Consider the following 21279-nt stretch of genomic DNA (forward strand, 5'->3'; position numbering starts at 1 on the left):
CCCAGGACGGCTCGGTGACCCACGTCCACCCCACCCGTGACGACGGCGTCGTCACGGCGCTGAGCGAGGTCGTCGGCGGCCCGATGGGCGACCACGCCGCGCCGCACCGGTGGTGGACGCCGACCCGGGTGCTCCTGCTGCTCACCGCGCTGGTCTTCGCGGCCGGACTGGTCCAGAAGGCGCCGTGCTCCCTCGCGGAGGGACACGACCAGAACTGGACCTACTCCCACATGTGCTACACCGACCTCAAGCCGCTGTACGTGCCGCGAGGGCTGGCCGAGCACGCCTGGCCGTACTCCGACGACGAGCAGACCCGGGCGCGCTACAAGGTGATGGAGTACCCCGTCGGCATCGCCTACTGGGCCTGGGGCACCGCGTGGGTCACGCACTGGCTCAACGGCTCCCCCGACGTCTCCGCGCGCTACAAGCAGCCCGTCGAGGACCTGTACGGCGACCCGGAGGTCCAGGACGAGGAGAGCATCTTCCTGCTCGTCAACGCCGTCGGCTTCGCCGCGCTCGCGCTGTTGGCGGTCTGGCTGCTGGCGGGCGTGCATCGCGCGCGGCCGTGGGACGCCGCGGCCTTCGCCCTCTCCCCCGCGCTGCTGCTGACCGGGCTGATCAACTGGGACCTGCTCGCCGTCGCGCTGGTGGCCGGCGCGCTGTGGGCGTGGTCGCGCGAGCGGCCGGTGCTGACCGGCGTGCTGATCGGCCTCGGCACCGCCGCCAAGCTGTACCCGCTGTTCCTGCTCGGCGCCGTGCTGGTGATCTGCCTGCGCCGGCGGCGGCCGGGCCGGTTCGTGGTGACCGCGCTCTGGGCGGTGGTCGCGTGGGTGGTGGCCAACGCGCCGGCGTACCTCTCCGGGCCGGAGCAGTGGCACGTGTTCTGGTCGTTCAACGCCGAACGGAAGGCCGACCTGGGCTCGCTGTGGCTGGTGCTCGACCAGGCCGGCGACCTCGCGATCTCGGCGCACACCGTCAACGTGTGGTCGTGGGCGCTGTTCGGCGCGTGGTGCCTCGGCGTCTTCGCGATCGGGATGACCGCCGGGCGGCGGGCCGCCGGCATCGACCGGGTGCCGCGGCTGGCCCAGCTGGGCTACCTGATCGTCGTCGGCTTCCTGCTGGTCAACAAGGTGTACTCGCCGCAGTACGTGCTGTGGCTGCTCCCCCTCGCGGTGCTGGCCCGGCCGCGGTGGCGTGACCAGCTGGTGTGGCAGGCCTGCGAGGTCTTCTACTTCTGCACGGTGTGGTGGTACCTCGGCGGCTACCTCGCCCCGACCGGCGGCGGCGACGCCGGCTTCTACTGGGTCGGCATCGTGGTGCGGGTGCTCGGCGAGCTGTACCTCGCCGCGGTCATCGTGCGCGACCTCTACCGGCCCGACCACGACCCGGTCGCGCTGGAGCGGGTCGAGACGGTCGGGGCCGGCTCGCTCAGTCGGTGACGACGACCCGGTCGAACGCGGTGGCGGTGTAGCGGACCCGGACGTCGACGTCCTCGCCCACCTCGGGCACCCGGGCGCCGTGGGGCACGAACAGCATCGAGGCCTGCATGTGCGGCGGCTCGGCGAAGAGCCGCTGCTTGCCGTCGATGGCGTACGGCGAGCGGACGAACCCGACCGCGTCCAGGCCGCCCCGCGCCAGGGTCGCGGCGCGGGCCTTGATCGACTGCTCGCCGGTGGGCGCCTCGAGGCCGATGCCGTGGGCGGTGCCGCCGCTGACGACCAGCACGTGTCCGGACTTGGGGGCGGTCCGGCCGCGGTAGCCGAACGCGTCGCCGCGCTCGACGGGATGCACGTCGAGCACGGTCGCGGTGACGCGCAGCGCGCCCCGGTCGCCGAGCCACAGGCCGGTGCCGATCCGGGGCCGGATCGCGAAGTCGCCGTACTGGGTGCGCAGGGTGGTCAGCTCGGCGTCGGTCAGGTGGCTGACCCAGACCTGGGGGACACCCCGGGTGGGGATCTCGGCGGCGACGAAGTCGTTGACCAGCCGGGTCACCTCGCCGAGGTGGGTGCCCTGCCCGAGGGGCAGGTGCAGCGCGAGCCCCTCGACCCGGGCACCGGGGTGCTTGCGGAGCAGGTCGCCGGCCTCCCACAGCTCGCGGGCGGCCATGCCGTGGCGGCGCATCGAGGTCATCCGCTCGAGCACGACCCGGGCCGCCGGGTCGGCGTGCAGCAGCTCGCGCAGGTCGCAGAGCCGGCTGACGGTGTGGACCAGCCGCCGGCTCGTGGCGGCGTCCGGGAGCGGCACCCAGGGGCGCCACGGGGTCAGCACCAGCAGGTCGCCGGCCCAGCGCTGGGCGACCTCCGGGAGCTCGTCGTAGGTGCCGACGGCGAGGGCGCGGACGTCGTGCCCGCGCTCGGCCAGCCACTGGGTCCGGCGCGCCAGGCGCCCCAGCGTGAAGCCGTAGCCGTTGCCCTTGGCGACCGGGACGAGACCGGGGTTGGCGGCGGCCACCTGCTCCAGGTGGGCGCGCCAGCGGGGGCCGTCGACGGTGAGGGTGAGACTCATCAGCCCCTCCGCTGCAGGTAGAGCTGGAACGCCTTGTAGAGCGCCCGGTTGACCGGCAGGTCCCACTCGCCGGCGTACTCGACCGCCTCGCCGCCGGTGCCGACCTTGAACTGGATCAGCCCGACGTGGGGATCGTCGGCGTCGAGGGTCTCGGTGATGCCGCGCAGGTCGTAGACCGCCGCGCCGGCGGCGATCGCGTCGCGGATCATCGCCCACTGGATCGCGTTGGAGCCGCGCACCTCGCGTTTCTCGGTGGACGAGGCGCCGTAGGAGTACCAGGCGTGCTCGCCGACCCGGATCGCGATCGTGGACGCGACCAGGTCGCCGTCGTGGCGGGCCAGCCAGAGCGTGAAGCGCTCGGGGGCGTCGGCGCTCAGGGCGTCGTACATCGTCTCGAAGTAGCGCAGCGGGCGCGGGGTGAAGTGGTCGCGCTGGGCGGTGTGGACGTAGAGCTCGTGGAACGCCGCCAGGTCGTCGCGGCCGCCGCGGGTCACCTCGACGCCCTCCTTGGCGGCCTTCTTGATGTTGCGGCGCCAGAGCTGGTTCATGCCCTTGAGGACGTCGTCCTCGCTGCGCGGGGTGCCGTCGGCGGCGCGGAGCGGGATCTGGAAGACGAACTGCGGCTGTCCCGCCGCGAACCCGCCCTCGACCCCCTGGTGCCGCCAGCCGAGCTCGTGGAGCTGGGCGACCACCCGCGCGCCCGCGGGCGTGCGCTCCGCGGGCGGGATCTGGCCGAGCAGCCGTACGGCGGGGTCGGCGATGCCGTCCTTGACCTGGGCGGTGGTCCAGCGCCGGGTGACCACCGGCGGCCCGATGCGGACCGCGAACGCGCCCTGCGTCCTCAGGTGCCGCACCATCGGATCGAGCCAGGAGCCGAGGTCGTCGGAGCTCCAGTCGATGACCGGGCCCTCGGGCAGGTAGGCGAGGTAGCGGTTGAGCTTCGGCAGCTTCCGGTAGAGCACCAGCGCGACGCCGACCTGCTGCCCCGCGTCGTCGAACCAACCCAGCGACTCGCTGCGCCACTCGCTCTTCACCCGTGCCCACCCGGGGGTCTGCAGGAAGCTGGCCGACGGCAGCGTGGCGAGGTGGTCGCGGTGCTCGGTCGGGCTGATCGGGCGCACGCTGGGCATGGACACCAACCTATCGGGCGGGGGATTCACCACGGGATGTAGGCGAGTGGCTGCTTCTGTCGTGGAGTTCCACGGGGGAAGCAGGGGTTCGCCTACATCCCGTGATGAATCCCGACCACCGAGCGGGGTACCGGGTCATGACCGCACCTCGACCTCTCGGCTACTGGCTGACCACGCTCGATCGACTCCTCGAGGAGCAGGTCGAGGACGCGGTCGCCGCCCGGGGCCTGAGCCGGCGCGAGTGGCACGCGCTGGGTCGCCTCGAGCACGGCGCCGTGGCCGAGGACGTCGCGGAGGACCTGCTGCCGGCGCTCGCGAGCCTCGTCTCGGGTGGGCTCGTCGAGCACCGCAGTGGGGAGTACCGGCTCACTCCGGACGGGAGCGAGCGGGTCGCCGAGCTCCAGTCCGGGCCGGTGCAGGTGGTCGCGGAGCGAGCGGCCGAGGGCCTCTCGCCGGAGCAGTACGACGCGCTGCTCGGCTCGCTCGAGCAGGTCGCCACCAACCTGGGCTGGTTCGACGCCCGGGCTGGTGGGTAGCGGGCGCTAGGACGGGCGCTAGGCGTCCGGTCCCTGGGCCCGGACCCGCTGGACGTGCTCGAGCGAGTCGCGCAGCTCGCCGAGCCAGTCGTCGGCGTGCCGCTGGACGAGCCGGACGCACCACGCCAGCGCCTCGCTGCGGCTGCGGGCGACGCCGGCCGCGATCAGGGTGTCGAGGACCGCGCGCTCCGGCTGGCGCAGCCGGGTCATGGTCGGCACCGCCAGGTGGGTGAACAGGACGCGGGTGCCGTCGCACTCGACCCCCCAGGCGACCTTCTGGTCGTACTGGCGCTCGGCCTCCCGGGCGATGGCGATCCGGGTGTCGCGGGTGCGCTCGCGGAACTCCTGGATCCGGCCCTGGGCCGCGGCCTCGCGCGCGGTCGCCGAGGCGTCCGCGGCGAGCTCGGGGGCCGCGATGCGGCCGATGACGGTGATCTCCTCGCGGTCGACGGTGACCTCCACCAGGGACTCGAAGAGGTCCTCCGGCAGCCGGCCGGCGAACCAGCCCTGGATCTGCTCGCGCTGCTCCGTTGTAATCATGTAATTGAGATTACGCCGGAACGGCGCGAGCGCAAGGGCTCGGATGGCGAGAGCTCAGACCCGCTCGCGCAGCCAGGCGAAGTCGGCGACGTGCTCGTCGGCCCCGCCCGGCGTCTCGCACACCACCGGCGCGCCCGCGTCGCGGACCACCTGGGCGAGCAGGTCGGGGTCGATCTGGCCGGAGCCGAAGTTGGCGTGGCGGTCGGCGCCGGAGTCGAAGGCGTCGCGGCTGTCGTTGGCGTGGACCAGGTCGATCCGGCCGGTGATGGCGCGCACGTCGTCGACGATCGTCTCGAGCGCGTTGCCGCCGGCGTGGGCGTGGCAGGTGTCGAGGCAGAAGCCGACCATGTCGGCACCCTCGGCGGACGCGATCGCGTCCCAGGTGCCCTTGATCCGGTCGAGATAGCGGGTCATCGCGTTGGTGCCGCCCGCGGTGTTCTCGATCAGCAGCGGGATCTTGAGGTCGGTGGCCTCGATGGCCTTGCGCCAGTTGTCGAAGCCCTTGGCGGGGTCGTCCTCGTCGGTGACGTGACCGCCGTGGACGATCAGTCCCTTCGCGCCGAGCTCGGCGGCGGCGTCCATGTGCTGCTGCAGGAGCTTGCGGCTCGGGATCCGCTGCCGGTTGTTGGTGGTCGCGACGTTGATCAGGTACGGCGCGTGCACGTAGAGGTCGACGCCCGCCGCCTCGGCCGCGGCCCGGAGCGCGGCCGGGCCGCCGTCGTACGACAGCACGGGGCCCTTGTAGGACTGCGGGTTGCCGAGGAAGAACTGCACCAACGGGGCGTTGCGCGCGGCCGCCTCGGCGATCGGGTCGGTCTGGTCGACATGGGCTCCGATGCGCAGCTCGCTCATGGCGCCATCGTAGGGACGGGGTCGGACAGCGCGGTCCTGGTGTGTCCCGTCCTTGTCCTGCGGCTGTCCCGGGTTGGCCAGGAATGCTCGTGGAGCGCGCGCGAGGGCATTAACGTCCTCGCGTGACCACCCTCCATGTCTCCGCGGGCGGCCGGACCTGGTCGTTCGAGGAGCCGCGCGTCGTCAGCATCGGACGCGACACCGGCTCCGACCTCGTCCTCACGGCGCCGTCCGCCTCCCGCCAGCACGCCCAGCTGCGCTCCGACGGCTCCGGCTGGGTGCTCGTCGACATCGGCTCGAGCGGCGGCACCTTCCTCAACGGCACCCGCGTCACGGAGGTGCGGCTCACCGGGCCGACCACCGTCCGCTTCGGCGGTGTGAACGGCGAGGAGGTGGTGCTGACGCCGGCCGGCGTCGCCCGTCCCGCCGCGCCCGACCCCGCCACGATGCCGCCGGCGGCACTCCAGCAGACCGTGCTGCCCGGCGTCGGCCCGGCCGGACCGGGCTACGTCAGCGGCCCCGGGCTGCTGGTGCGGGTCGGCGGCGTCTCCAAGCGGTTCCCACCCGGGGTGGTGGTCCGGATCGGCCGCGACCCGGTCAGCGAGGTCGTGGTCGACGACCCGTCCGTCTCCCGCCTGCACGGTGTGGTCGAGGGCCGCCCCGACGGCTGGTGGTACGTCGACCGGTCGACCGCCGGCACCTTCCTCGAGGAGGACCGGGTCGCCCAGCGCAAGCTCGAGGAGCCGACCACGCTGATGCTCGGCCACCCCACGGCGGGCGCCGAGGTCGAGGTGGTCCCGATCGTGGCGGCGGGCGCCGCGCAGAAGTCGATCGCGAAGAAGAAGCGCAAGCGCACCGCTGCCCTCGTCGCGGGCGTCGTCGGCGTGCTGGTCCTCGTCGGCGGCGGCGTCAGCGCCGCCGTCCTGCTCGGCGGTGACGACTCCGGCAAGGACGACGGCCCCACCGAGACCGCCGGGCTGAGCACCGAGGAGCTGGACCGGGCCAAGCTCGCCAGCGTGCTGATCATCGCCGTCGACGACGGCGGCGACCCGCTCTACACCGGCTCCGGCACGATCATCAGCGAGGACGGGCTGATCCTCACCAATGCCCACGTCGGCAAGCCGAGCGCGCCCGGCCAGCAGGGCGACTCGGAGGATCCCGCGGGCCTCCTGGTCGCGCTCACCTCCGCCGAGGACGACAAGCCGGCCGCGCCGTCGTACTCCGCCGAGGCGATCGTCGCCGACGGCGTGCTCGACCTCGCGGTCCTCAAGATCACCGCCGACGCCGACGGCAAGGAGATCGACGACGAGAAGCTCGACCTGCCGCCGCCGGTCCCGCTCGGCGACAGCGACGACCTGCGCACCGGCGACGAGCTCACCGCGCTGGGCTTCCCGGCGGTCGCGCACGTCGCGTCCGACGACGGGCTGGACCGGGCGCTGACCGTGACCCGCGGTGTCGTGTCGACCTTCCTCAAGGAGGCCGCGGTGCCCGGCAACCGGGCCTGGATCGACAGCGACATCCGGATCGGCTCCGGCAACTCCGGCGGCGCCTCGATCAACGACGACGGCGAGCTGGTCGGCATCAACAGCGCCGTGGTCACCGAGTCCACCGTCGGCGACAGCGGCGAGGGCGGCGCGTTCACCGGCGGCTCCGCGCGGATCCGGCCGGTCAACCTGACCTCCGACATCGTCGAGATCGCGAAGAAGGGCGGCGACCCCGAGTACGTCTCGCCCTACCTCGACGACGTGCCGGAGCCGCCGGCCGACCCGATGGGCCAGGCCACCGCCGCGCCGTCCGGATGGTCGGTTGACGGCAACAGCGACTGCTCGACCACGAGCACCCTCGACGACCCGCAGGTGCTCAGCGGGGTCACCCTCCCGGCGACCCTGTACGCGCACTTCGCGGTCACGGGACTGCCGGACGGCACGCCGTTCACCATCGAGCTCTACAACCCGCAGGGGGAGCTGCTCGGCTCGCTCGACGGCTCGTGGAACCTCGGCTCGGACGACGTGTGCGCGGCGGTGTCGCTCGACGTACCGGAGGGGCTGGCGGGGGCGATCGCGGTCCTGGCCATCGACGACACCCAGATCCAGAACCCGGTGATCTTCGGCTAGCGCGCCGGGTCGGCGGGATTCGGTCCGGGCGGGCGGGCGCTGTTAGCCTGTCCCGTCCGGTGCCGCTGGCGCCGTACCGTCCGCTGGGCCGAACCAGCGGGCAAGCAAGGCCCTCCTGCCGTGGAAAGTCCACGGCCGCCTGAGTCCAGAGGAGGTGGAGACCGCTTTGCGCAACTACGAAGTCGTGGTCATCCTCGACCCGAGCCTCGACGAGCGGACGGTTCAGCCGTCGCTCGACAAGTACCTGAACGTCGTCCGCAACGACGGCGGCACGGTCGACAACGTCGACGTGTGGGGCAAGCGCCGCCTGGCGTACGAGATCAAGAAGAACGCCGAGGGCATCTACGCGATCATCAAGCTGACCGCCGCTCCGGCGACCGTCGACGAGCTCGACCGTCAGCTCACCCTCAACGAGTCCGTGCTGCGGACCAAGGTCCTGCGACCCACCGTCTGAGGCAGCCCCGGACCCCGTCCTGTGGAAGCCGACTGTTCATTGTCGGAGCCACGGGACACCATGGGGTCCGTTGCCCGGGACTGACCCGGGCGGGCCACTGAACCCCACCGCACAGGAGACCACCATGGCTGGCGACACCGTCATCACCGTCATCGGCAACCTCACCGACGACCCGGAGCTTCGCTTCACCCCGTCGGGCGCGGCTGTCGCCAACTTCACGGTGGCCTCGACGCCGCGTTCCTTCGACCGCCAGACCAACGAGTGGAAGGACGGGGACACCCTCTTCCTGCGCTGCTCGGTCTGGCGCCAGGTCGCGGAGAACGTCGCCGAGTCCCTCCAGAAGGGCATGCGCGTCGTCGTGCAGGGCCGTCTGGTGTCGCGCTCCTACGAGACCCGCGAGGGCGAGAAGCGCACCGTCAACGAGCTGCAGGTCGACGAGATCGGCCCGTCGCTCACCTGGGCCACCGCCAAGGTGACCCGCGCGAGCCGCTCCGGCGGTGGCGGCGGCTACGGCGGCGGCCAGGGTGGCGGCAACCAGGGTGGCGGCGGTCGTCCCGCGGGTCAGGACCCGTGGGGCAGCGCCCCGTCCGGCGGCGGCAACCAGGGTGGCGGTTCCAACTACGGGGGCGGCGCCCCGGCCAACGACCCGTGGGCCGCGCCGGGCGTCTCGTCGAGCGACGAGCCCCCGTTCTGACCAGCATCACAATCCAACCATTCCGGCCGTTCGTTTGACTGACGCGGCCGGGCTCTGAGGAGGAGCACCACAATGGCGAAGGCAGTCGTCCGCAAGCCGAAGAAGAAGGTTTGCCAGTTCTGCAAGGAGAAGGCCACCGGTGTCGACTACAAGGACACCGCCCTTCTGAAGAAGTTCATCTCCGACCGCGGCAAGATCCGCGCCCGTCGGGTGACCGGCAACTGCGTCCAGCACCAGCGGGACGTCGCGATCGCGGTGAAGAACGCCCGCGAGGTCGCGCTGCTGCCCTACACCTCCGCCGGTCGCTGAGCAGAGTCAGAGAAGGAGAGCTGAACTCATGAAGATCATCCTGACGCAGGAGGTCGAGAACCTCGGCGCTGCCGGTGACGTGGTGGAGGTCAAGGACGGCTACGGCCGCAACTACCTCATCCCCCGCGGCTTCGGCATCCGGTGGACCCGCGGTGCCCAGGCCCAGGCCGACTCGATCAAGGCCGCTCGCTCGGCCCGTGCCGTCCGCGACGAGGCCCACGCCGCCGAGCTGAAGGCCAAGCTCGAGGGCTCGCCGGTCGACGTCAAGGTCAAGGCCGGCCAGGGCGGCCGCCTGTTCGGTGCGGTCACCCCCGCCGACATCGCCGCCGCGCTCGGCGAGGCCGCCGGCGAGGCGATCGACAAGCGGACCATCGTCCTCGGCAACCCGATCAAGTCGCTGGGCAACCACGCGGTGTCGGTCAAGCTCCACGACGAGGTGTCCGCCGCGGTGGCCCTCAACGTCATCCCGGGCTGACCCGATCGACGTACGACGGCGTGGCCGGTCCCCTCGGGACCGGCCACGCCGTTAGTTTTGGCCCACTCCTCCTTCCTTCCCCGAGACCCAGGAGCTTCCCCATGCGTGTACGACGGCTGGCGCCTGCCGCCCTGCTGCTGCTCACCCCGGTCCTCGCGGCCTGCGGTGACGACGAGCCGGACGCGACCGACACCCCGACCGACGCGTCCAGCGCGACCGAGGACTCGACGCCCACCGAGGTGCCGAGCACCCCGACCTCGGCGCCGACCCCGCCCCCGACCACCGCCGCTGCGGGCCTGCCCGGCGCGTGCGACGTGGTCACCGCCGACGACCTGGCCGAGGCGTACGGCATGTCCTTCGGCGCCCCCGAGGTCGGCGGCGACGACCACACCGAGGGCGGCCTGGCCTGGACGAGCGACGACTGCTCCTTCGAGGCCGAGGGCCTGGCCGAGGTGACCGTCAAGCTGACCGGACCCGAGGACTTCACCAAGGGCGCCTTCGGCTGCCCCCAGCCGCGCGACGACGACGGCGTCGTCGACCCGGCCGACGACATCGCCGGCGCGACCGGCGGCTGGTGGAAGGTGAGCAACCCGCCGGACTTCGAGGGTGAGCTGCGCGCCTGCACCGCCACCGTGCTGCTGCAGATCGACCTCGACTACGAGGACGGCGTCGAGTACGAGGGCGACCCGCTCAACCAGTCCGTCGGGCTGGCCGAGAAGATCCTAGCCGCGGTCAAGGGCTGAGTTCTGTCCCGCGTATCTGACGAACGGGTCGTGGAATCGCCTGATCCACGGCCCGTTCGTCAGATACGCGCCTGCTCAGGCTCCCCCAGGAGAGCGCACAGGACGATGACCAGCAGGACGCCGGCGAGGCCGACCGTGCCGACGCCGTACAGCCAGGTCCAGTCGGCGGCGTTGTAGAGCACGTTCGCGACCAGGGCCACCACGATCGCCGTCTCGGCGACGAACCACCACCAGCCGCTGCGGGCGCCCGCCTCGCGGGCGCGGGTGCCGAGCGCGTGGCACAGCGCCGCCTGGAAGCCGAGGGCCGGGAGCGAGGACGCCCACACCACGGCCGGGTCGGCGTCGTCGAGCCAGGCCCGGGCGTCCGGCGGGCTGAGCGCGATCGCGAGGACGAGCGCGAGCGCCGCGAGATAGCCGAGCGTCAGCCGCAGCGGCAGGTCGGGCACCGCCCGCACCAGCCGCACGTAGCCGACCAGCACCAGCAGGCAGCCGAGCACCTCGGAGACGTCGACCCTGTCGTCGGGTGCGGCGGTGAAGACGACGACGGCGAGGCCGATCGCGACCCAGTAGAGCGGCTTCACGCGCCCGCCACCAGCCAGGCGTCGCCGCGGGAGCGGTGGACCAGGGTGAGCAGCCGGCCGCCCATGAAGACGGCGCCGAACACCAGCCACAGCCAGGGGAGCCCGGCGCCCAGCGCACTCGTCAGCAGCACGAGCGGAGCGTAGCCCGCGAGCACGACCAGCCCGGCCCGGGCCAGGTAGCGGCCGTCGCCGGCACCGATCAGCACCCCGTCGAGGACGAACACCACGCCCGCGACCGGCTGCGCGACGGCGGCGACGAGCAGCACCGGCACCAGGGCGTCCCGGACCCCCTCGTCCGGCGTGAACAGGGCGCCGAGCCAGGGGCTGGCCGCCGCGAGCAGCAGGCCGGTCACGACCCCGCTGACGATCCCCCAGCCCAGCATCCGGCTGGTGACCGCGCGGGTGGCGGCGAGGTCCCCGGCGCCGAGGAAGCGCCCGGTGATCGCCTGCGCGGCGATCGCGATGGCGTCGAGCACGTACGCCAGGAAGCCCCACAGGGTCATCGCGAGCTGGTGGGTGGCGACGGGCACCGCGGTGCTGCCGGTCCCGGTCGCGGTGAGCACGACGGCGTACGTCGTGACCAGGAGCGAGGCGCGCAGGGTCAACGTCCGGACGATGAGTGGTACGCCGGCCCGGGCCGCCGCCCGGACGCCGGGCAGGTGCGGGCGGAGGCTGGCGCCCTCACGACGTGCCGAGCGGACCACGACGCCCACGAGCGCCACGGCCATCGCGGTCTGGGCGAGCACCGAGCCCAGCGCCGAGCCGGCGATGCCGAGGCGGGGGACCGGGCCGGCGCCGTACACGAGGACGACGTTGAGCGCGAGGTTGGCCAGGTTGCCGGCGACCGCCACCACGAGCGGGGTCCGGGTGTCCTGGAGGCCGCGGAGCACGCCGGTCCCGGCGAGGATCAGCAGCAGCGGGACCAGGCCGAGGGCGGCCACCCGCAGGTAGGTCGTGGCGGGCTCGACCACGTCCGGGGACGCCCCGAACACCGCGACGAGGGGGTCGGCGGCGAGCGCGGTGAGCAGGGTCGCGGGGAGGCCGAGGAGGACGGCCAGCCAGAGGCCGTCGAGACCCTGGGCCAGCGCGGCGTCGCGGTGCCCGGCCCCGATCTGCCGGGCGACGCCCGCGGTGGTGCCGTAGGCGAGGAAGATGCACAGCCCGACGACCGTGGTCACGACCGTGCCGGCGATGCCGAGGCCCGCCAGCTCCGGCGTACCGAGGTGGCCCACGACCGCGGCGTCGCCGAGGAGGAAGAGCGGCTCGGCGACCAGGGCGAGGAAGGCGGGGAACGCGAGCCGGGCGATCTCCCGGTCGAGCGCGCGGGCGCGGCTCATCGGGCGGGTCCGAGCCAGGCCGCGCGCACCGCCGTGGGGACCGGTGGATAAGTGCGGTGTCGCTGTGGAAAGTCGGCCTGGAGGTGGGCGGGAGCGTCGGCTGCGCGGGTGAGCCCGGTTCGACCGACCGATGGCCACGAGGTGAACAGGATCACACCCGAGAATTTTCTCGTCCACAGGTCGTGGACGGTGTTTCCGCAGGTCAGAGCGTGTTCAGTGGACTCCGGCACCACGTTCTCCACAGATTCCTCCCCACCCCGTGCACACCATGTCCGCGTGTCGTCCACGCCCTGTCCCCAGTTATCCCCAACCCTTGTGGATAGGCCCCTTTCGGCATCCCCGGCCGGCCCCGTAGGTTGCCGCATCGGTGGCCCGCTCGGCCCACCGCCGACGATTGTGTCGGACCCCTCCGGCAGGCTGGACACCGGACGACCCGAGCTGACCAGACCAGGCAGTGACACCAGGAAGGGGGCCACGACCGTGAGCCTCACGGACGACTCGCCGACCTGGACCGCCGAGCCGCCCGACTACGGCGACGGCCCGGCGCCGTACCAGCCCGGCGAGGCTCCGACCGGTGGCCGCACCCCCCCTCAGGACATGGCCGCCGAGCAGTCCGTGCTCGGCGCGATGTTGATCTCCAAGGACGCCATCGCCGACGTCGTCGAGGTGATCCGCGGGGCCGACTACTACCGCCCGGCCCACGAGGAGATCCACGAGGCGATCCTCGACCTCTACAGCCGCGGCGAGCCCGCCGACATGGTGACCGTCGCCGGCGAGCTCCAGCGCCGCGGCCAGCTGCAGAAGATCGGCGGCGCGCCGTACCTCCACACCCTGGCGGCCAACGTCCCGATCGCCGCCAACGCCGGCTTCTACGCCGAGATCGTCTACGAGAAGGCGATCCTGCGCCGCCTCGTCAACGCCGGCACCAAGATCGTCCAGATCAGCTACGCCGGCGAGGGCGAGGTCGAGGGCATCGTCAACGAGGCCCAGTCCGAGATCTACAAGGTCACCGACCGCAACAAGTCCGAGGACTACGCGCCGCTGTCCGACATCATGGACGGCGTCCTCGACGAGATCGAGGCGATGGAGAACCGGGAGGCCGGCATCTACGGCGTGCCCACCGGCTTCGCCGACTTCGACGAGCTCACCAACGGCTTCCACGCCGGCCAGATGATCGTCGTCGCGGCGCGGCCCGCCATGGGCAAGGCGCTCTCACTCGACACGCCGCTCCCGACGCCCACCGGGTGGACCACGATGGGGGAGGTCGAGGTCGGAGACGAGCTCTACGACGCCCACGGTCGCCCGACCAGGGTCGTCGCCGCGACCGACGTCCTGATGGACCGACCGTGCTTCCGCGTCGAGTTCTCCGACGGTTCGACCATCGTGGCCGATGCCGAGCACCAGTGGCTCACCGAGACCCGCGCAGCCCGGAAGTCGAAGTGGGCCGCCGACAACCACTACAACCGGGCGGTCAACCAGAACGTCGTCGCCTCCGTGGTCACGACCGAACAGATCGCCCGCACCGTGCGACTCGGCGCGGAGGGACGGGCGAACCACGCCGTCCTCAACGCCGCACCGCTCCAGACGCCTTCCTCGCCGCTGCCCATCCCGGCCTACGTCCTGGGTGCCTGGCTGGGTGACGGTCACAGCGATGGGGCGCGCCTGACCTCCGAGACCGACGAGATCCCCATGTACATCGAGGGGCTCGGCATCAGGTGTGAGAGCCGCGGCCGCATGCTGTACTCGTTGCAGCTGCCGGCCCGCGAGCCCATCGTGCGCGAGTGCGAGGTCTGCGGGTCGTCCTTCGAGGCCCGGCATCCGAATGTCCACACCTGCGGCCGGACCTGCGGGCCCAAGAACAAGGGCGCTCACCCCGAGCGGTTCGATTGCGCGGATTGCGGCGGTCCGTCCTCAGGAGAGTCGCAGCAGTGCCGCGACTGCTACCTCGACCATGGATCCTTCACCGCGTTGCTGCGCAGTGTGGGCGTGCTGGGCAACAAGCACATTCCGCTGTCGTACCTCCGCGCGTCCGAAGCCGATCGACGCGAACTGCTGGCCGGCCTCCTCGACACGGACGGCACGGTGTCCCGGCAGTGCGGTGCGGTGCAGTTCACCACCACCAGCCGTCGGCTGGCCGACGACGTCTACGAGCTGATCGTCAGCCTCGGATACCGCTGTGGAGTCTCCCGCAAGAAGGTGCGCGGCCGGACAGAACGGAGCTCCACGGCCTACAACCTGAACTTCTCGACCGTCGACGACGTCTTCCGGCTGCATCGCAAGGCGCTCCTGCACAAGGAGACCCGACCCCAGAGCACGACCCGCATCGGTCGTCGCTACATCACCTCGGTGACACCGATCGAGTCGGTTCCCGTGCGGTGCGTGCAGGTGGACAACGACGATCATCTGTACCTCGCGGGCCGCTCGATGATCCCGACCCACAACTCCACCCTCGCGCTCGACTTCTGCCGCGCGGCCGCCATCCACAACAACCTCACCGCCGCCTTCTTCAGCCTGGAGATGACGCGCGGCGAGATCGTCATGCGCCTGCTCTCCGCCGAGGCCCGGATCCCGCTCAACCACATCCGCAACGGCAAGATGGGCACCGAGGAGTGGGACCGCCTCGCCCGCCACGTCGCCAAGGTCTCGGCCGCGCCGATGTTCATCGACGACTCGCCCAACATGACGATGACCGAGATCCGCGCGAAGGCCCGCCGGCTCAAGCAGAAGCACGACCTCAAGCTGATGGTCATCGACTACCTCCAGCTGATGAGCTCCGGCAAGAAGGTCGAGTCCCGCCAGCTCGAGGTCTCCGAGTTCTCCCGCCAGATCAAGCTCCTCGCCAAGGAGCTCGAGATCCCCGTCATCGCGCTCTCCCAGCTCAACCGTGGTCCCGAGCAGCGCGCCGACAAGCGTCCGGCGGTCAGCGACCTTCGCGAATCCGGGAGCATAGAGCAAGATGCCGACATGGTCGTCCTGCTCCACCGCGACGACGTCTACGAGAAGGAGTCGACCCGCCCCGGCGAGGCCGACCTCATCGTCGCCAAGCACCGCAACGGCGCGACGCGCGACATCGTCGTGGCCTTCCAGGGTCACTACAGCCGGTTCGTCGACATGGCGCACTGATGAGACGCGACACCTTGATCTCAGTGGTCGCGACGACACATGTCAGTAGGACGGCGACACTTCGTCGTCAGTAACGCGACATCTGGTGTCGGTGGCCCTCTGGCCAAACGACATGGGGTGTCAGTAGTGACATCGAAGTGTCGTTCATCCACAGTCTGTCAGTGCCTCGTGAACGGTGATCGTTCCGGAAGGGATCCTGCGTCGGAGCACCAGACGGGTCGTGTCGGCGGCGAGCAGGGGGACCAGTCGCGCTCCGAGGAACGAGCCACTGAACCGGACCGATCCGGCAGCCGCCTACCGGCGGGCCTCCGCCACTCAGGTCGACGGCACCTGCCACCGGTCGCCGCGTGCACCCACGCCAAGTCCACGGGCCCGCTGCCGGTGTCGTACTCGACCGCGAGGAGCCGCCACGGCGGAGCGGGCGGGAACTCGGTCGGCTCGCGTAACGCGAGGCTGGCTGCCTCGGTCGGCAGCACACGGGTGGCCTTCGGGTTGGTGTCGATGACGGCGTGGGCGGCCGCGTACATGCGAGCCAGCAGGTCGCTCGGCTCTTCGCCTCCGGTGACGAACTGGATGGGAGAGCCGATGAGGCGATGGTCAGTGAATAGAGGTCACCGGTGCCGCGACCGGTGAGGGTGGGCCGATTCACCCTCGTGGCCGGCATCCAGGGAGACGCCTGGCGCGCGGCCGCCGCCGACGTCGCGGCCGCGACGGGCGTCGAGGGCGACGTCGACTCGAGCAGCCGGAGGACCCGACCGCGGCGCTCCTGCGCACCCTCGGGTCGATCCTGGGCACCGGGCACTGACCGGAGCCTTCTCTCGGGTGGGCTCCTGGCTGGGGCGAGGACCATCTCTCACGGCGCCTCCACCCACTGCACCAGCTGGTAGATCACCCCGTTCGGATCGGCCATCTGGAAGTACCGCTCGCCCCACGGCTCGGTCTCGATCGGCGTCACGATCTCGACGGCCTCGGCCCGCAGGCGCTCGTACCGCGCGTCGATGTCGTCGACGGTGAACACGACGAGCAGCCCGTCGGCGGCGCCGGCGGCGGTGGCCGGCTTGAAGCTGGCCAGGCCGGTGCGCAGGTAGATCAGGTTGAACCCGGCCTGCTCGTGCTCGAGCGAGCAGAAGCCGTCGGCGGCCATCGCCTCGGTGAAGCCGAGGTGGCGCCGGGCCCAGGTGGCCGAGGCGTCGACGTCGGCGACGTTGAGGGAGATGGCGGTGGCGGTGATGTTCATGGTCCTCCTCGAGAGCATTCTCTGTACAGTGTACAACGTACAACGTACGAGTGTGCCAGACTGTTCCCGTGAGCGCGACCAGCACCGGTGGGGGAGAGCCGAGCCGGACCCTCGCGCTGCTGTGGGGGGATCCGTCGGCGGGCCCGCGGCGCAAGGGGCCGGGGCGGTCCGTGACCGTCGAGCAGGTGGTCGCGGCCGCGCTGGCGCTCGCCGACGAGCACGGCCTGGCCGCGGTCACGACCCGCGCGCTCGCCGAGCGGGTGGGGATCTCCGCGATGTCGGTCTACACCTACGTGCCCGGCAAGCCCGAGCTGCTCGACCTGATGGTCGACGCGGTCTATCTCGCCATGACGCGGCCTCCGTGGCGCAGCCGCTCGTGGCGCAGCCGACTCACCCGGGTCGCGGAGGCCAACCGCGACCTGCTGCGCGCGCATCCCTGGCTGACCGAGGTCGCGGCGCTGAGCCGGCCGCCGCTGGGGCCCGGAGTGATGGCGAAGTACGAGCACGAGCTGGCGGCGTACGACGGAACCGGGCTCAGCGAGGTCGACACCGATGCGGCCCTGAGCTACCTGCTCGGCTTCGTCCAGGCCCACTGCCGCGCCGCCCACGACGCCGCCCGGGCGAGCACCGACTCCGCGCTGAGCGACGCCGACTGGTGGGCCGCGAACCAGCCGATCCTCGAGCGCGCCTTCGATCCCGCGGCCTACCCGCGCGCGGTCCGGGTCGGCGCCGCCGCGGGGGCCGCCCAGGGGAGCGCGTGGGACGCCGACCGGGCCTGGCGCTTCGGCCTGGCCCGCACCCTCGACGGCCTGGCCGCGCTCATCGACCCGGGCCCGGCCCCTCGGGGTGGCTGAGGTCGTACGCGCGGGACAGCTTCTTCGGTACGACCATCCGCCACGCGTCGACGACCAGCTCGCGCGCCTCCACGGGCTCCAGGGCCGCCAGCGTGGCGTGCACCCAGTGAAAGCGCAGGTCCGACGCGGCGGGCAGCTGGAACCGGTCCGGCGCCCCGGCGACCAGTGCGTCGCGCTCCTCCTTCGGGAACGCGAAGCCCATCACGGTCTCGTCGAGCGAGAAGGCGGCGTACACGAGCTGGCCGACGCGGAACTTGAGCCGGTTGCGGACGTAGACGGGATAGGACCGCTCCAGCTCGTCGGCCAGCGGGCGTACGTCGTCGAGGCTCGCCACGCCCCTAGTCTGGCCCGATGACGTCCGGCCCGACGACGACTCCCCGCACCGGCTTCGGCCCGGTCACCCAGCTGGCCTGGGTCACCGACGACCTCGACGCGACCGAGCGGGCGCTGGGTGCGACCCTGGGTGCGGTCGGGTGGACCCGGCTGCCGGGCATCCACTTCGGTCCCGACGCGTGCACGCTGCGCGGCGAGCCGGCGGACTTCACCGCCGACATCTCGCTCAGCTACGCCGGCGACCTGCAGCTCGAGCTGATCCGACCGGTGGCCGGCGCCTCGATGTACGCCGAGTTCCTGGCCGAGCGCGGACCCGGGCTGCACCACGTGTGCTGCGAGGTGGCCTCGATGGACGAGGCGCTGGCGCGCGCCGAGGCGGAGGGCTTCGCGGTGGTGCAGGCGGGCGCGATGGCCGGCGGCCTGATGCGCTTCGCCTATCTCGACACGGCGGCGGCCGGCGCGTCGTACGTCGAGCTGGCGGAGGTCTCGCCGGCGCTGCGGGAGATGTTCGCCCAGATCAAGGAGCGGTCGGGCCGGGATCCTCGCTGAGGTGGTCGAGCAGGTCGTCGAGGCTGTCGAAGGTCACCGGCTCGACGCCGTCGATCTCGACCTCGAGGTCCTCGAACCGGTGGTCGGAGTCGAGCTGGACCCGCACGAGCGCGTCGGGCAGCTGCAGCGGAGCGACGAAGGACAGCAGCACCGCGTCGACGAAGACGACCGACGAGGTCAGCGCGAGGTCGTCGCGCAGCGCGGTGGTCTCGGCGATCGGCTGGTCGGCGACCGCTTCCTCGATCTCGGCGACGACCCGGTCCACGATCGCCGCCCACTGCTCGGGGGTGAGCGCGAGGAAGGCCGCGACCCGGTCGACCAGGGCGGCGACCTCGACGTCCGCGCGGTCCTCGAGCTCGGGGTCGACGTTGACCATGACGTCGGTGCCGGCGGCCGGCAGGTCGGCCATGCCGTAGGCGAAGTCGCCCTCGGCCACGGGCTCGCGCAGCAGCGGCGCGAGCGCCTCGACCAGTCGCTCGATCTCCATGCGCAGAGGCTACTCAGGCCCGTTCGATGTTCGTCCAGCCGGCCCAGCCGCGCTCGGCGAGCAGCTCGCGCAGCCGGATCACCTGGGGATGGGTGTCGGCCATCGAGTCGAGCAGCTGGACGAAGGCCGAGTCGTCCATCGCCAGGTCCTGCTGCTCGAGCTGACCGCTGGCGGCGGCCTCCTCGAACAGCTCGACCAGCAGGTCGGCCATCTCGTGGACCAGCTGCTCGGCCTCGTCGTCGGTGCTGCGCAGCAGCTCGCCGATGAGCTGGTAGAAGCGCACGGTGCGCGGATCCTCCAGCTGGGTCCGCTTGTCGGCCATGAACGCCCCGATCTGGTCCGGGTAGCGCGCCGCGATGAGGATCCAGGCGTCCCGCTCGGCCTCCAGCATCTCGTCGGGGACGCCGATCGCCCGCACCAGCTCGAGGTACGCCGACACCTCCGGCGGGACCGCGAGGGTGTCGCCCGAGCCGAGCTGGGCGATCCGGCGACGGTGCTGCTGGAGCTCGCGGATCTCGGCGCGCAGCCGTTGGTCGATCTCGGCGACCGCGCCGGCGAAGGTCTCCGGGTCGGCGTCGAGCAGGTCCTGGACCCGGGCGAGGGGGACGCCGGCGTCGGCCAGGGTGCGGATCCGGATCAGCCGCACGACCGCGGCGGCGTCGTACGACCGGTAGCCGGAGCGGTCCCGCTCCGGCTCCGGCAGCAGCCCGACCTGGTGGTAGTGGCGCACGGTCCGGATGGTCACGCCGGCGTACGACGCCAGCTGTCCGATCGTCAGCACGAGTCCAGCCTGCCGTGTCCCGGGCGCGGTCAGGCGAACCGGCGGCGGTAGGCGCGCATCGCGAGGGCGTAGGCGAGCACCAGCAGCCCGGCGCACCAGGCCAGCGCGAGCCACCCGTCTGCGCCGACCGGCTGCTCGCCGAGCAGGGCGCGCAGGGTGTTCACGATCGAGGTGACCGGCTGGTGCTCGGCGAACCAGCGCACCGGCCCCGGCATCCCGTCGGTCGGCACGAACGCGGAACTGATGAACGGCAGGAAGATGATCGGGTAGGCGAACCCGCCCGCGCCGTCGGGCGACCTGGCCGCCAGCCCGGCGATCACCGCGAGCCAGGTCAGGGCGAGGGTGAACAGGACCAGCAGGCCGGCCACGCCGAGCCAGGCGACGAGCCCGGCGCCGGACCGGAAGCCCATCAGCAGGGCGACCAGCACGACCAGCACGACCGAGATCGCGTTGGCGACGAGCGAGGTCAGCACGTGGCCCCACAGCGCCGCCGAGCGGGCGATCGGCATCGACAGGAAGCGCTCGAAGATGCCGCCCTGCAGGTCCAGGAACAGCCGGTACGACGTGTACGCGATCCCCGAGGCCACGGTGATCAGCAGGATCCCGGGCAGCAGGTAGTTCACGTACTTCCCGTCGCCGCTGTCGATCGCCGCGCCGAAGACGTAGACGAACAGCAGCAGCATCGCGATCGGCGTGATCGCCGTGGTGATGATGGTGTCCGGGCTGCGCAGGATGTGGCGCAGCGAGCGGCCGAGCAGGGTGCGGGTGTCGCGCAGGACGAGCGTGCTCATGGTGGTCTCCTCAGCTCTCGGCGCCGACCAGCGCGAGGAAGATCTCCTCGAGCGTCGGCTGCTTCTCGACGTACTCGACACGGGCCGGCGGCAGCAGCGCCTTCAGCTCGGCGAGGGTGCCCTCGACGATGATCCGGCCCTGGTGCAGGATCGCGATCCGGTCGGCCAGCTCCTCGGCCTCGTCGAGGTACTGCGTGGTGAGCAGCACCGTGGTGCCGCCCGCGGCCAGCTCGCGCACCGCCTGCCACACCTCGATCCGCGCCTGCGGGTCCAGGCCGGTCGTCGGCTCGTCGAGGAAGATGACCGGCGGCTCGCCGATCAGGCTCATCGCGATGTCGAGCCGGCGGCGCATGCCGCCGGAGTAGGTACCGGCGCGCCGGCCGCCCGCGTCGGTCAGCGAGAACCGGGCGAGCAGCTCGTCGGCGACCCGTCCGGGGTCCGGGAGGTGGCGCAGTCGCCCGACCAGCACCAGGTTCTCGCGACCGGTGAGGATCTCGTCGACGGCCGCGAACTGCCCGGTCAGGCTGAACGACTCGCGCACCCGGTCGGGCTGCGCCGCCACGTCGAAGCCGTGCACGCTCGCCGTACCGGCGTCGGGCTTCAGCAGGGTGGCGAGGATCCGGATCAGCGTGGTCTTGCCCGCGCCGTTGGAGCCGAGCAGGGCCTGGATGCTGCCGGGGGCGACCTCGAGGTCGACGCCGTCGAGGACCTTCAGCTCGCCGAAGGACTTGGTCACGCCGGCGACCCGGATCGCGGGGCCGGGGTGCTCCGCAGGGCTGTGTTCGGTGGTCATGAGAGAAGCGTGCGGGGTTGACGTAGCGTCAAGGTCAAGCCCGATCTCCCGAAATTCCTGG

The 21279-nt window shown here is 72.0% G+C and carries 23 protein-coding genes; 11 read left to right on the top strand and 12 right to left on the bottom strand.

Going from position 1 to position 21279, the window contains the following annotated elements; translation table 11 throughout:
* Nucleotides 1–14 precede the first annotated feature (14 nt).
* Nucleotides 15–1439: a glycosyltransferase family 87 protein gene (locus JOD66_RS13030; protein ID WP_307823490.1), complete on the top strand. Its 1425-nt coding sequence runs from the start codon at nucleotides 15–17 to the stop codon at nucleotides 1437–1439.
* Here the strand turns inward: JOD66_RS13030 and JOD66_RS13035 are convergent.
* Complete coding sequence (locus JOD66_RS13035; protein WP_204837288.1) at nucleotides 1429–2505, bottom strand: alanine racemase; 1077 nt, start codon at nucleotides 2503–2505, stop codon at nucleotides 1429–1431. The genes JOD66_RS13030 and JOD66_RS13035 overlap by 11 nt on opposite strands.
* The gene (locus tag JOD66_RS13040) at nucleotides 2505–3635 is read right to left on the bottom strand and encodes a lipid II:glycine glycyltransferase FemX (RefSeq protein ID WP_204837289.1); all 1131 of its coding nucleotides are present in this window, start codon (nucleotides 3633–3635) and stop codon (nucleotides 2505–2507) included. The genes JOD66_RS13035 and JOD66_RS13040 overlap by 1 nt, the downstream gene beginning before the upstream one ends.
* A 137-nt stretch (nucleotides 3636–3772) precedes the next feature.
* Between JOD66_RS13040 and JOD66_RS13045 the strand changes: the two genes are divergently transcribed.
* Nucleotides 3773–4171: a winged helix DNA-binding protein gene (locus tag JOD66_RS13045; RefSeq protein ID WP_204837290.1), complete on the top strand. Its 399-nt coding sequence runs from the start codon at nucleotides 3773–3775 to the stop codon at nucleotides 4169–4171.
* A gap of 18 nt (nucleotides 4172–4189) precedes the next feature.
* On the opposite strand, the gene abmR is transcribed toward JOD66_RS13045, so the two are convergent.
* Together abmR and JOD66_RS13055 are read right to left on the bottom strand one after the other, a co-directional pair.
* The gene (abmR, locus tag JOD66_RS13050; RefSeq protein WP_204837291.1) at nucleotides 4190–4711 is read right to left on the bottom strand and encodes an ATP-binding transcription factor AbmR; all 522 of its coding nucleotides are present in this window, start codon (nucleotides 4709–4711) and stop codon (nucleotides 4190–4192) included.
* Between the two features lie 54 nt (nucleotides 4712–4765).
* Entirely contained in the window at nucleotides 4766–5563 is a 798-nt protein-coding gene (locus JOD66_RS13055) for a deoxyribonuclease IV (protein WP_204837292.1), read from the bottom strand.
* A 122-nt stretch (nucleotides 5564–5685) separates the two neighbouring features.
* Here JOD66_RS13055 and JOD66_RS13060 point away from each other — a divergent pair, with 122 nt between their 5' ends.
* The 6 genes from JOD66_RS13060 (at nucleotide 5686) to JOD66_RS13085 (ending at nucleotide 10352) form a co-directional block, all read left to right on the top strand.
* Complete coding sequence (locus JOD66_RS13060; RefSeq protein WP_204837293.1) at nucleotides 5686–7677, top strand: FHA domain-containing protein; 1992 nt, start codon at nucleotides 5686–5688, stop codon at nucleotides 7675–7677.
* Between the two features lie 166 nt (nucleotides 7678–7843).
* Nucleotides 7844–8131: a 30S ribosomal protein S6 gene (gene rpsF / locus JOD66_RS13065; protein WP_056897082.1), complete on the top strand. Its 288-nt coding sequence runs from the start codon at nucleotides 7844–7846 to the stop codon at nucleotides 8129–8131.
* Between the two features lie 124 nt (nucleotides 8132–8255).
* Nucleotides 8256–8825 (top strand): single-stranded DNA-binding protein, encoded by a 570-nt coding sequence (locus JOD66_RS13070; protein ID WP_204837294.1) that lies wholly within the window; start codon nucleotides 8256–8258, stop codon nucleotides 8823–8825.
* 72 nt (nucleotides 8826–8897) lie between these two features.
* Nucleotides 8898–9134 carry a 30S ribosomal protein S18 gene (gene rpsR, locus JOD66_RS13075; protein ID WP_141796553.1) on the top strand — a complete coding sequence of 79 codons (237 nt, stop codon included), beginning with the start codon at nucleotides 8898–8900 and terminating at the stop codon, nucleotides 9132–9134.
* A 28-nt stretch (nucleotides 9135–9162) separates the two neighbouring features.
* Complete coding sequence (rplI, locus tag JOD66_RS13080; protein WP_204837295.1) at nucleotides 9163–9609, top strand: 50S ribosomal protein L9; 447 nt, start codon at nucleotides 9163–9165, stop codon at nucleotides 9607–9609.
* 101 nt (nucleotides 9610–9710) lie between these two features.
* Nucleotides 9711–10352 carry a hypothetical protein gene (locus JOD66_RS13085; protein ID WP_204837296.1) on the top strand — a complete coding sequence of 214 codons (642 nt, stop codon included), beginning with the start codon at nucleotides 9711–9713 and terminating at the stop codon, nucleotides 10350–10352.
* Nucleotides 10353–10411: 59 nt separating this feature from the next.
* Here JOD66_RS13085 and JOD66_RS13090 read toward each other — a convergent pair whose 3' ends face one another.
* Both JOD66_RS13090 and JOD66_RS13095 read right to left on the bottom strand, forming a co-directional pair.
* Nucleotides 10412–10933, bottom strand: coding sequence for a hypothetical protein (locus JOD66_RS13090; RefSeq protein ID WP_204837297.1), 522 nt, complete (start codon nucleotides 10931–10933; stop codon nucleotides 10412–10414).
* Nucleotides 10930–12270: an MATE family efflux transporter gene (locus JOD66_RS13095; protein ID WP_204837298.1), complete on the bottom strand. Its 1341-nt coding sequence runs from the start codon at nucleotides 12268–12270 to the stop codon at nucleotides 10930–10932. Before JOD66_RS13095 ends, JOD66_RS13090 begins: the two co-directional genes overlap by 4 nt.
* A gap of 597 nt (nucleotides 12271–12867) precedes the next feature.
* Between JOD66_RS13095 and dnaB the strand changes: the two genes are divergently transcribed.
* Nucleotides 12868–15393 (top strand): replicative DNA helicase, encoded by a 2526-nt coding sequence (gene dnaB / locus JOD66_RS13100; RefSeq protein WP_205126369.1) that lies wholly within the window; start codon nucleotides 12868–12870, stop codon nucleotides 15391–15393.
* Nucleotides 15394–16246: 853 nt separating this feature from the next.
* Here the strand turns inward: dnaB and JOD66_RS13105 are convergent.
* Nucleotides 16247–16630: a VOC family protein gene (locus JOD66_RS13105; protein WP_204837299.1), complete on the bottom strand. Its 384-nt coding sequence runs from the start codon at nucleotides 16628–16630 to the stop codon at nucleotides 16247–16249.
* Between the two features lie 68 nt (nucleotides 16631–16698).
* On the opposite strand from JOD66_RS13105, the gene JOD66_RS13110 reads away from it, so the two are divergent.
* Nucleotides 16699–17484, top strand: a complete 786-nt coding sequence (locus JOD66_RS13110; protein WP_204837300.1) for a TetR/AcrR family transcriptional regulator — start codon at nucleotides 16699–16701, stop codon at nucleotides 17482–17484.
* On the opposite strand, the gene JOD66_RS13115 is transcribed toward JOD66_RS13110, so the two are convergent.
* Nucleotides 17450–17818 (bottom strand): MmcQ/YjbR family DNA-binding protein, encoded by a 369-nt coding sequence (locus JOD66_RS13115; RefSeq protein ID WP_204837301.1) that lies wholly within the window; start codon nucleotides 17816–17818, stop codon nucleotides 17450–17452. The two genes, JOD66_RS13110 and JOD66_RS13115, sit on opposite strands and share 35 nt — an antisense overlap.
* A gap of 17 nt (nucleotides 17819–17835) precedes the next feature.
* Here JOD66_RS13115 and JOD66_RS13120 point away from each other — a divergent pair, with 17 nt between their 5' ends.
* On the top strand, nucleotides 17836–18366 hold the full coding sequence (locus tag JOD66_RS13120) for a VOC family protein (protein ID WP_204837302.1): 531 nt from the start codon (nucleotides 17836–17838) through the stop codon (nucleotides 18364–18366).
* Here the strand turns inward: JOD66_RS13120 and JOD66_RS13125 are convergent.
* From JOD66_RS13125 to JOD66_RS13140, 4 genes are read right to left on the bottom strand one after another with little or no spacing between them, the layout of a single operon-like run.
* On the bottom strand, nucleotides 18335–18853 hold the full coding sequence (locus JOD66_RS13125; RefSeq protein ID WP_204837303.1) for a hypothetical protein: 519 nt from the start codon (nucleotides 18851–18853) through the stop codon (nucleotides 18335–18337). The two genes, JOD66_RS13120 and JOD66_RS13125, sit on opposite strands and share 32 nt — an antisense overlap.
* 13 nt (nucleotides 18854–18866) lie before the next feature.
* Complete coding sequence (locus JOD66_RS13130; RefSeq protein ID WP_204837304.1) at nucleotides 18867–19634, bottom strand: MerR family transcriptional regulator; 768 nt, start codon at nucleotides 19632–19634, stop codon at nucleotides 18867–18869.
* A 29-nt stretch (nucleotides 19635–19663) separates the two neighbouring features.
* Nucleotides 19664–20425 carry an ABC transporter permease gene (locus JOD66_RS13135; protein WP_204837305.1) on the bottom strand — a complete coding sequence of 254 codons (762 nt, stop codon included), beginning with the start codon at nucleotides 20423–20425 and terminating at the stop codon, nucleotides 19664–19666.
* A 10-nt stretch (nucleotides 20426–20435) separates the two neighbouring features.
* Nucleotides 20436–21218, bottom strand: a complete 783-nt coding sequence (locus tag JOD66_RS13140; RefSeq protein WP_204837306.1) for an ABC transporter ATP-binding protein — start codon at nucleotides 21216–21218, stop codon at nucleotides 20436–20438.
* Between the last annotated feature and the right edge of the window lie 61 nt (nucleotides 21219–21279).

Origin of the sequence: Nocardioides nitrophenolicus (assembly GCF_016907515.1) — a bacterium.
GTDB lineage: Bacteria > Actinomycetota > Actinomycetes > Propionibacteriales > Nocardioidaceae > Nocardioides > Nocardioides nitrophenolicus.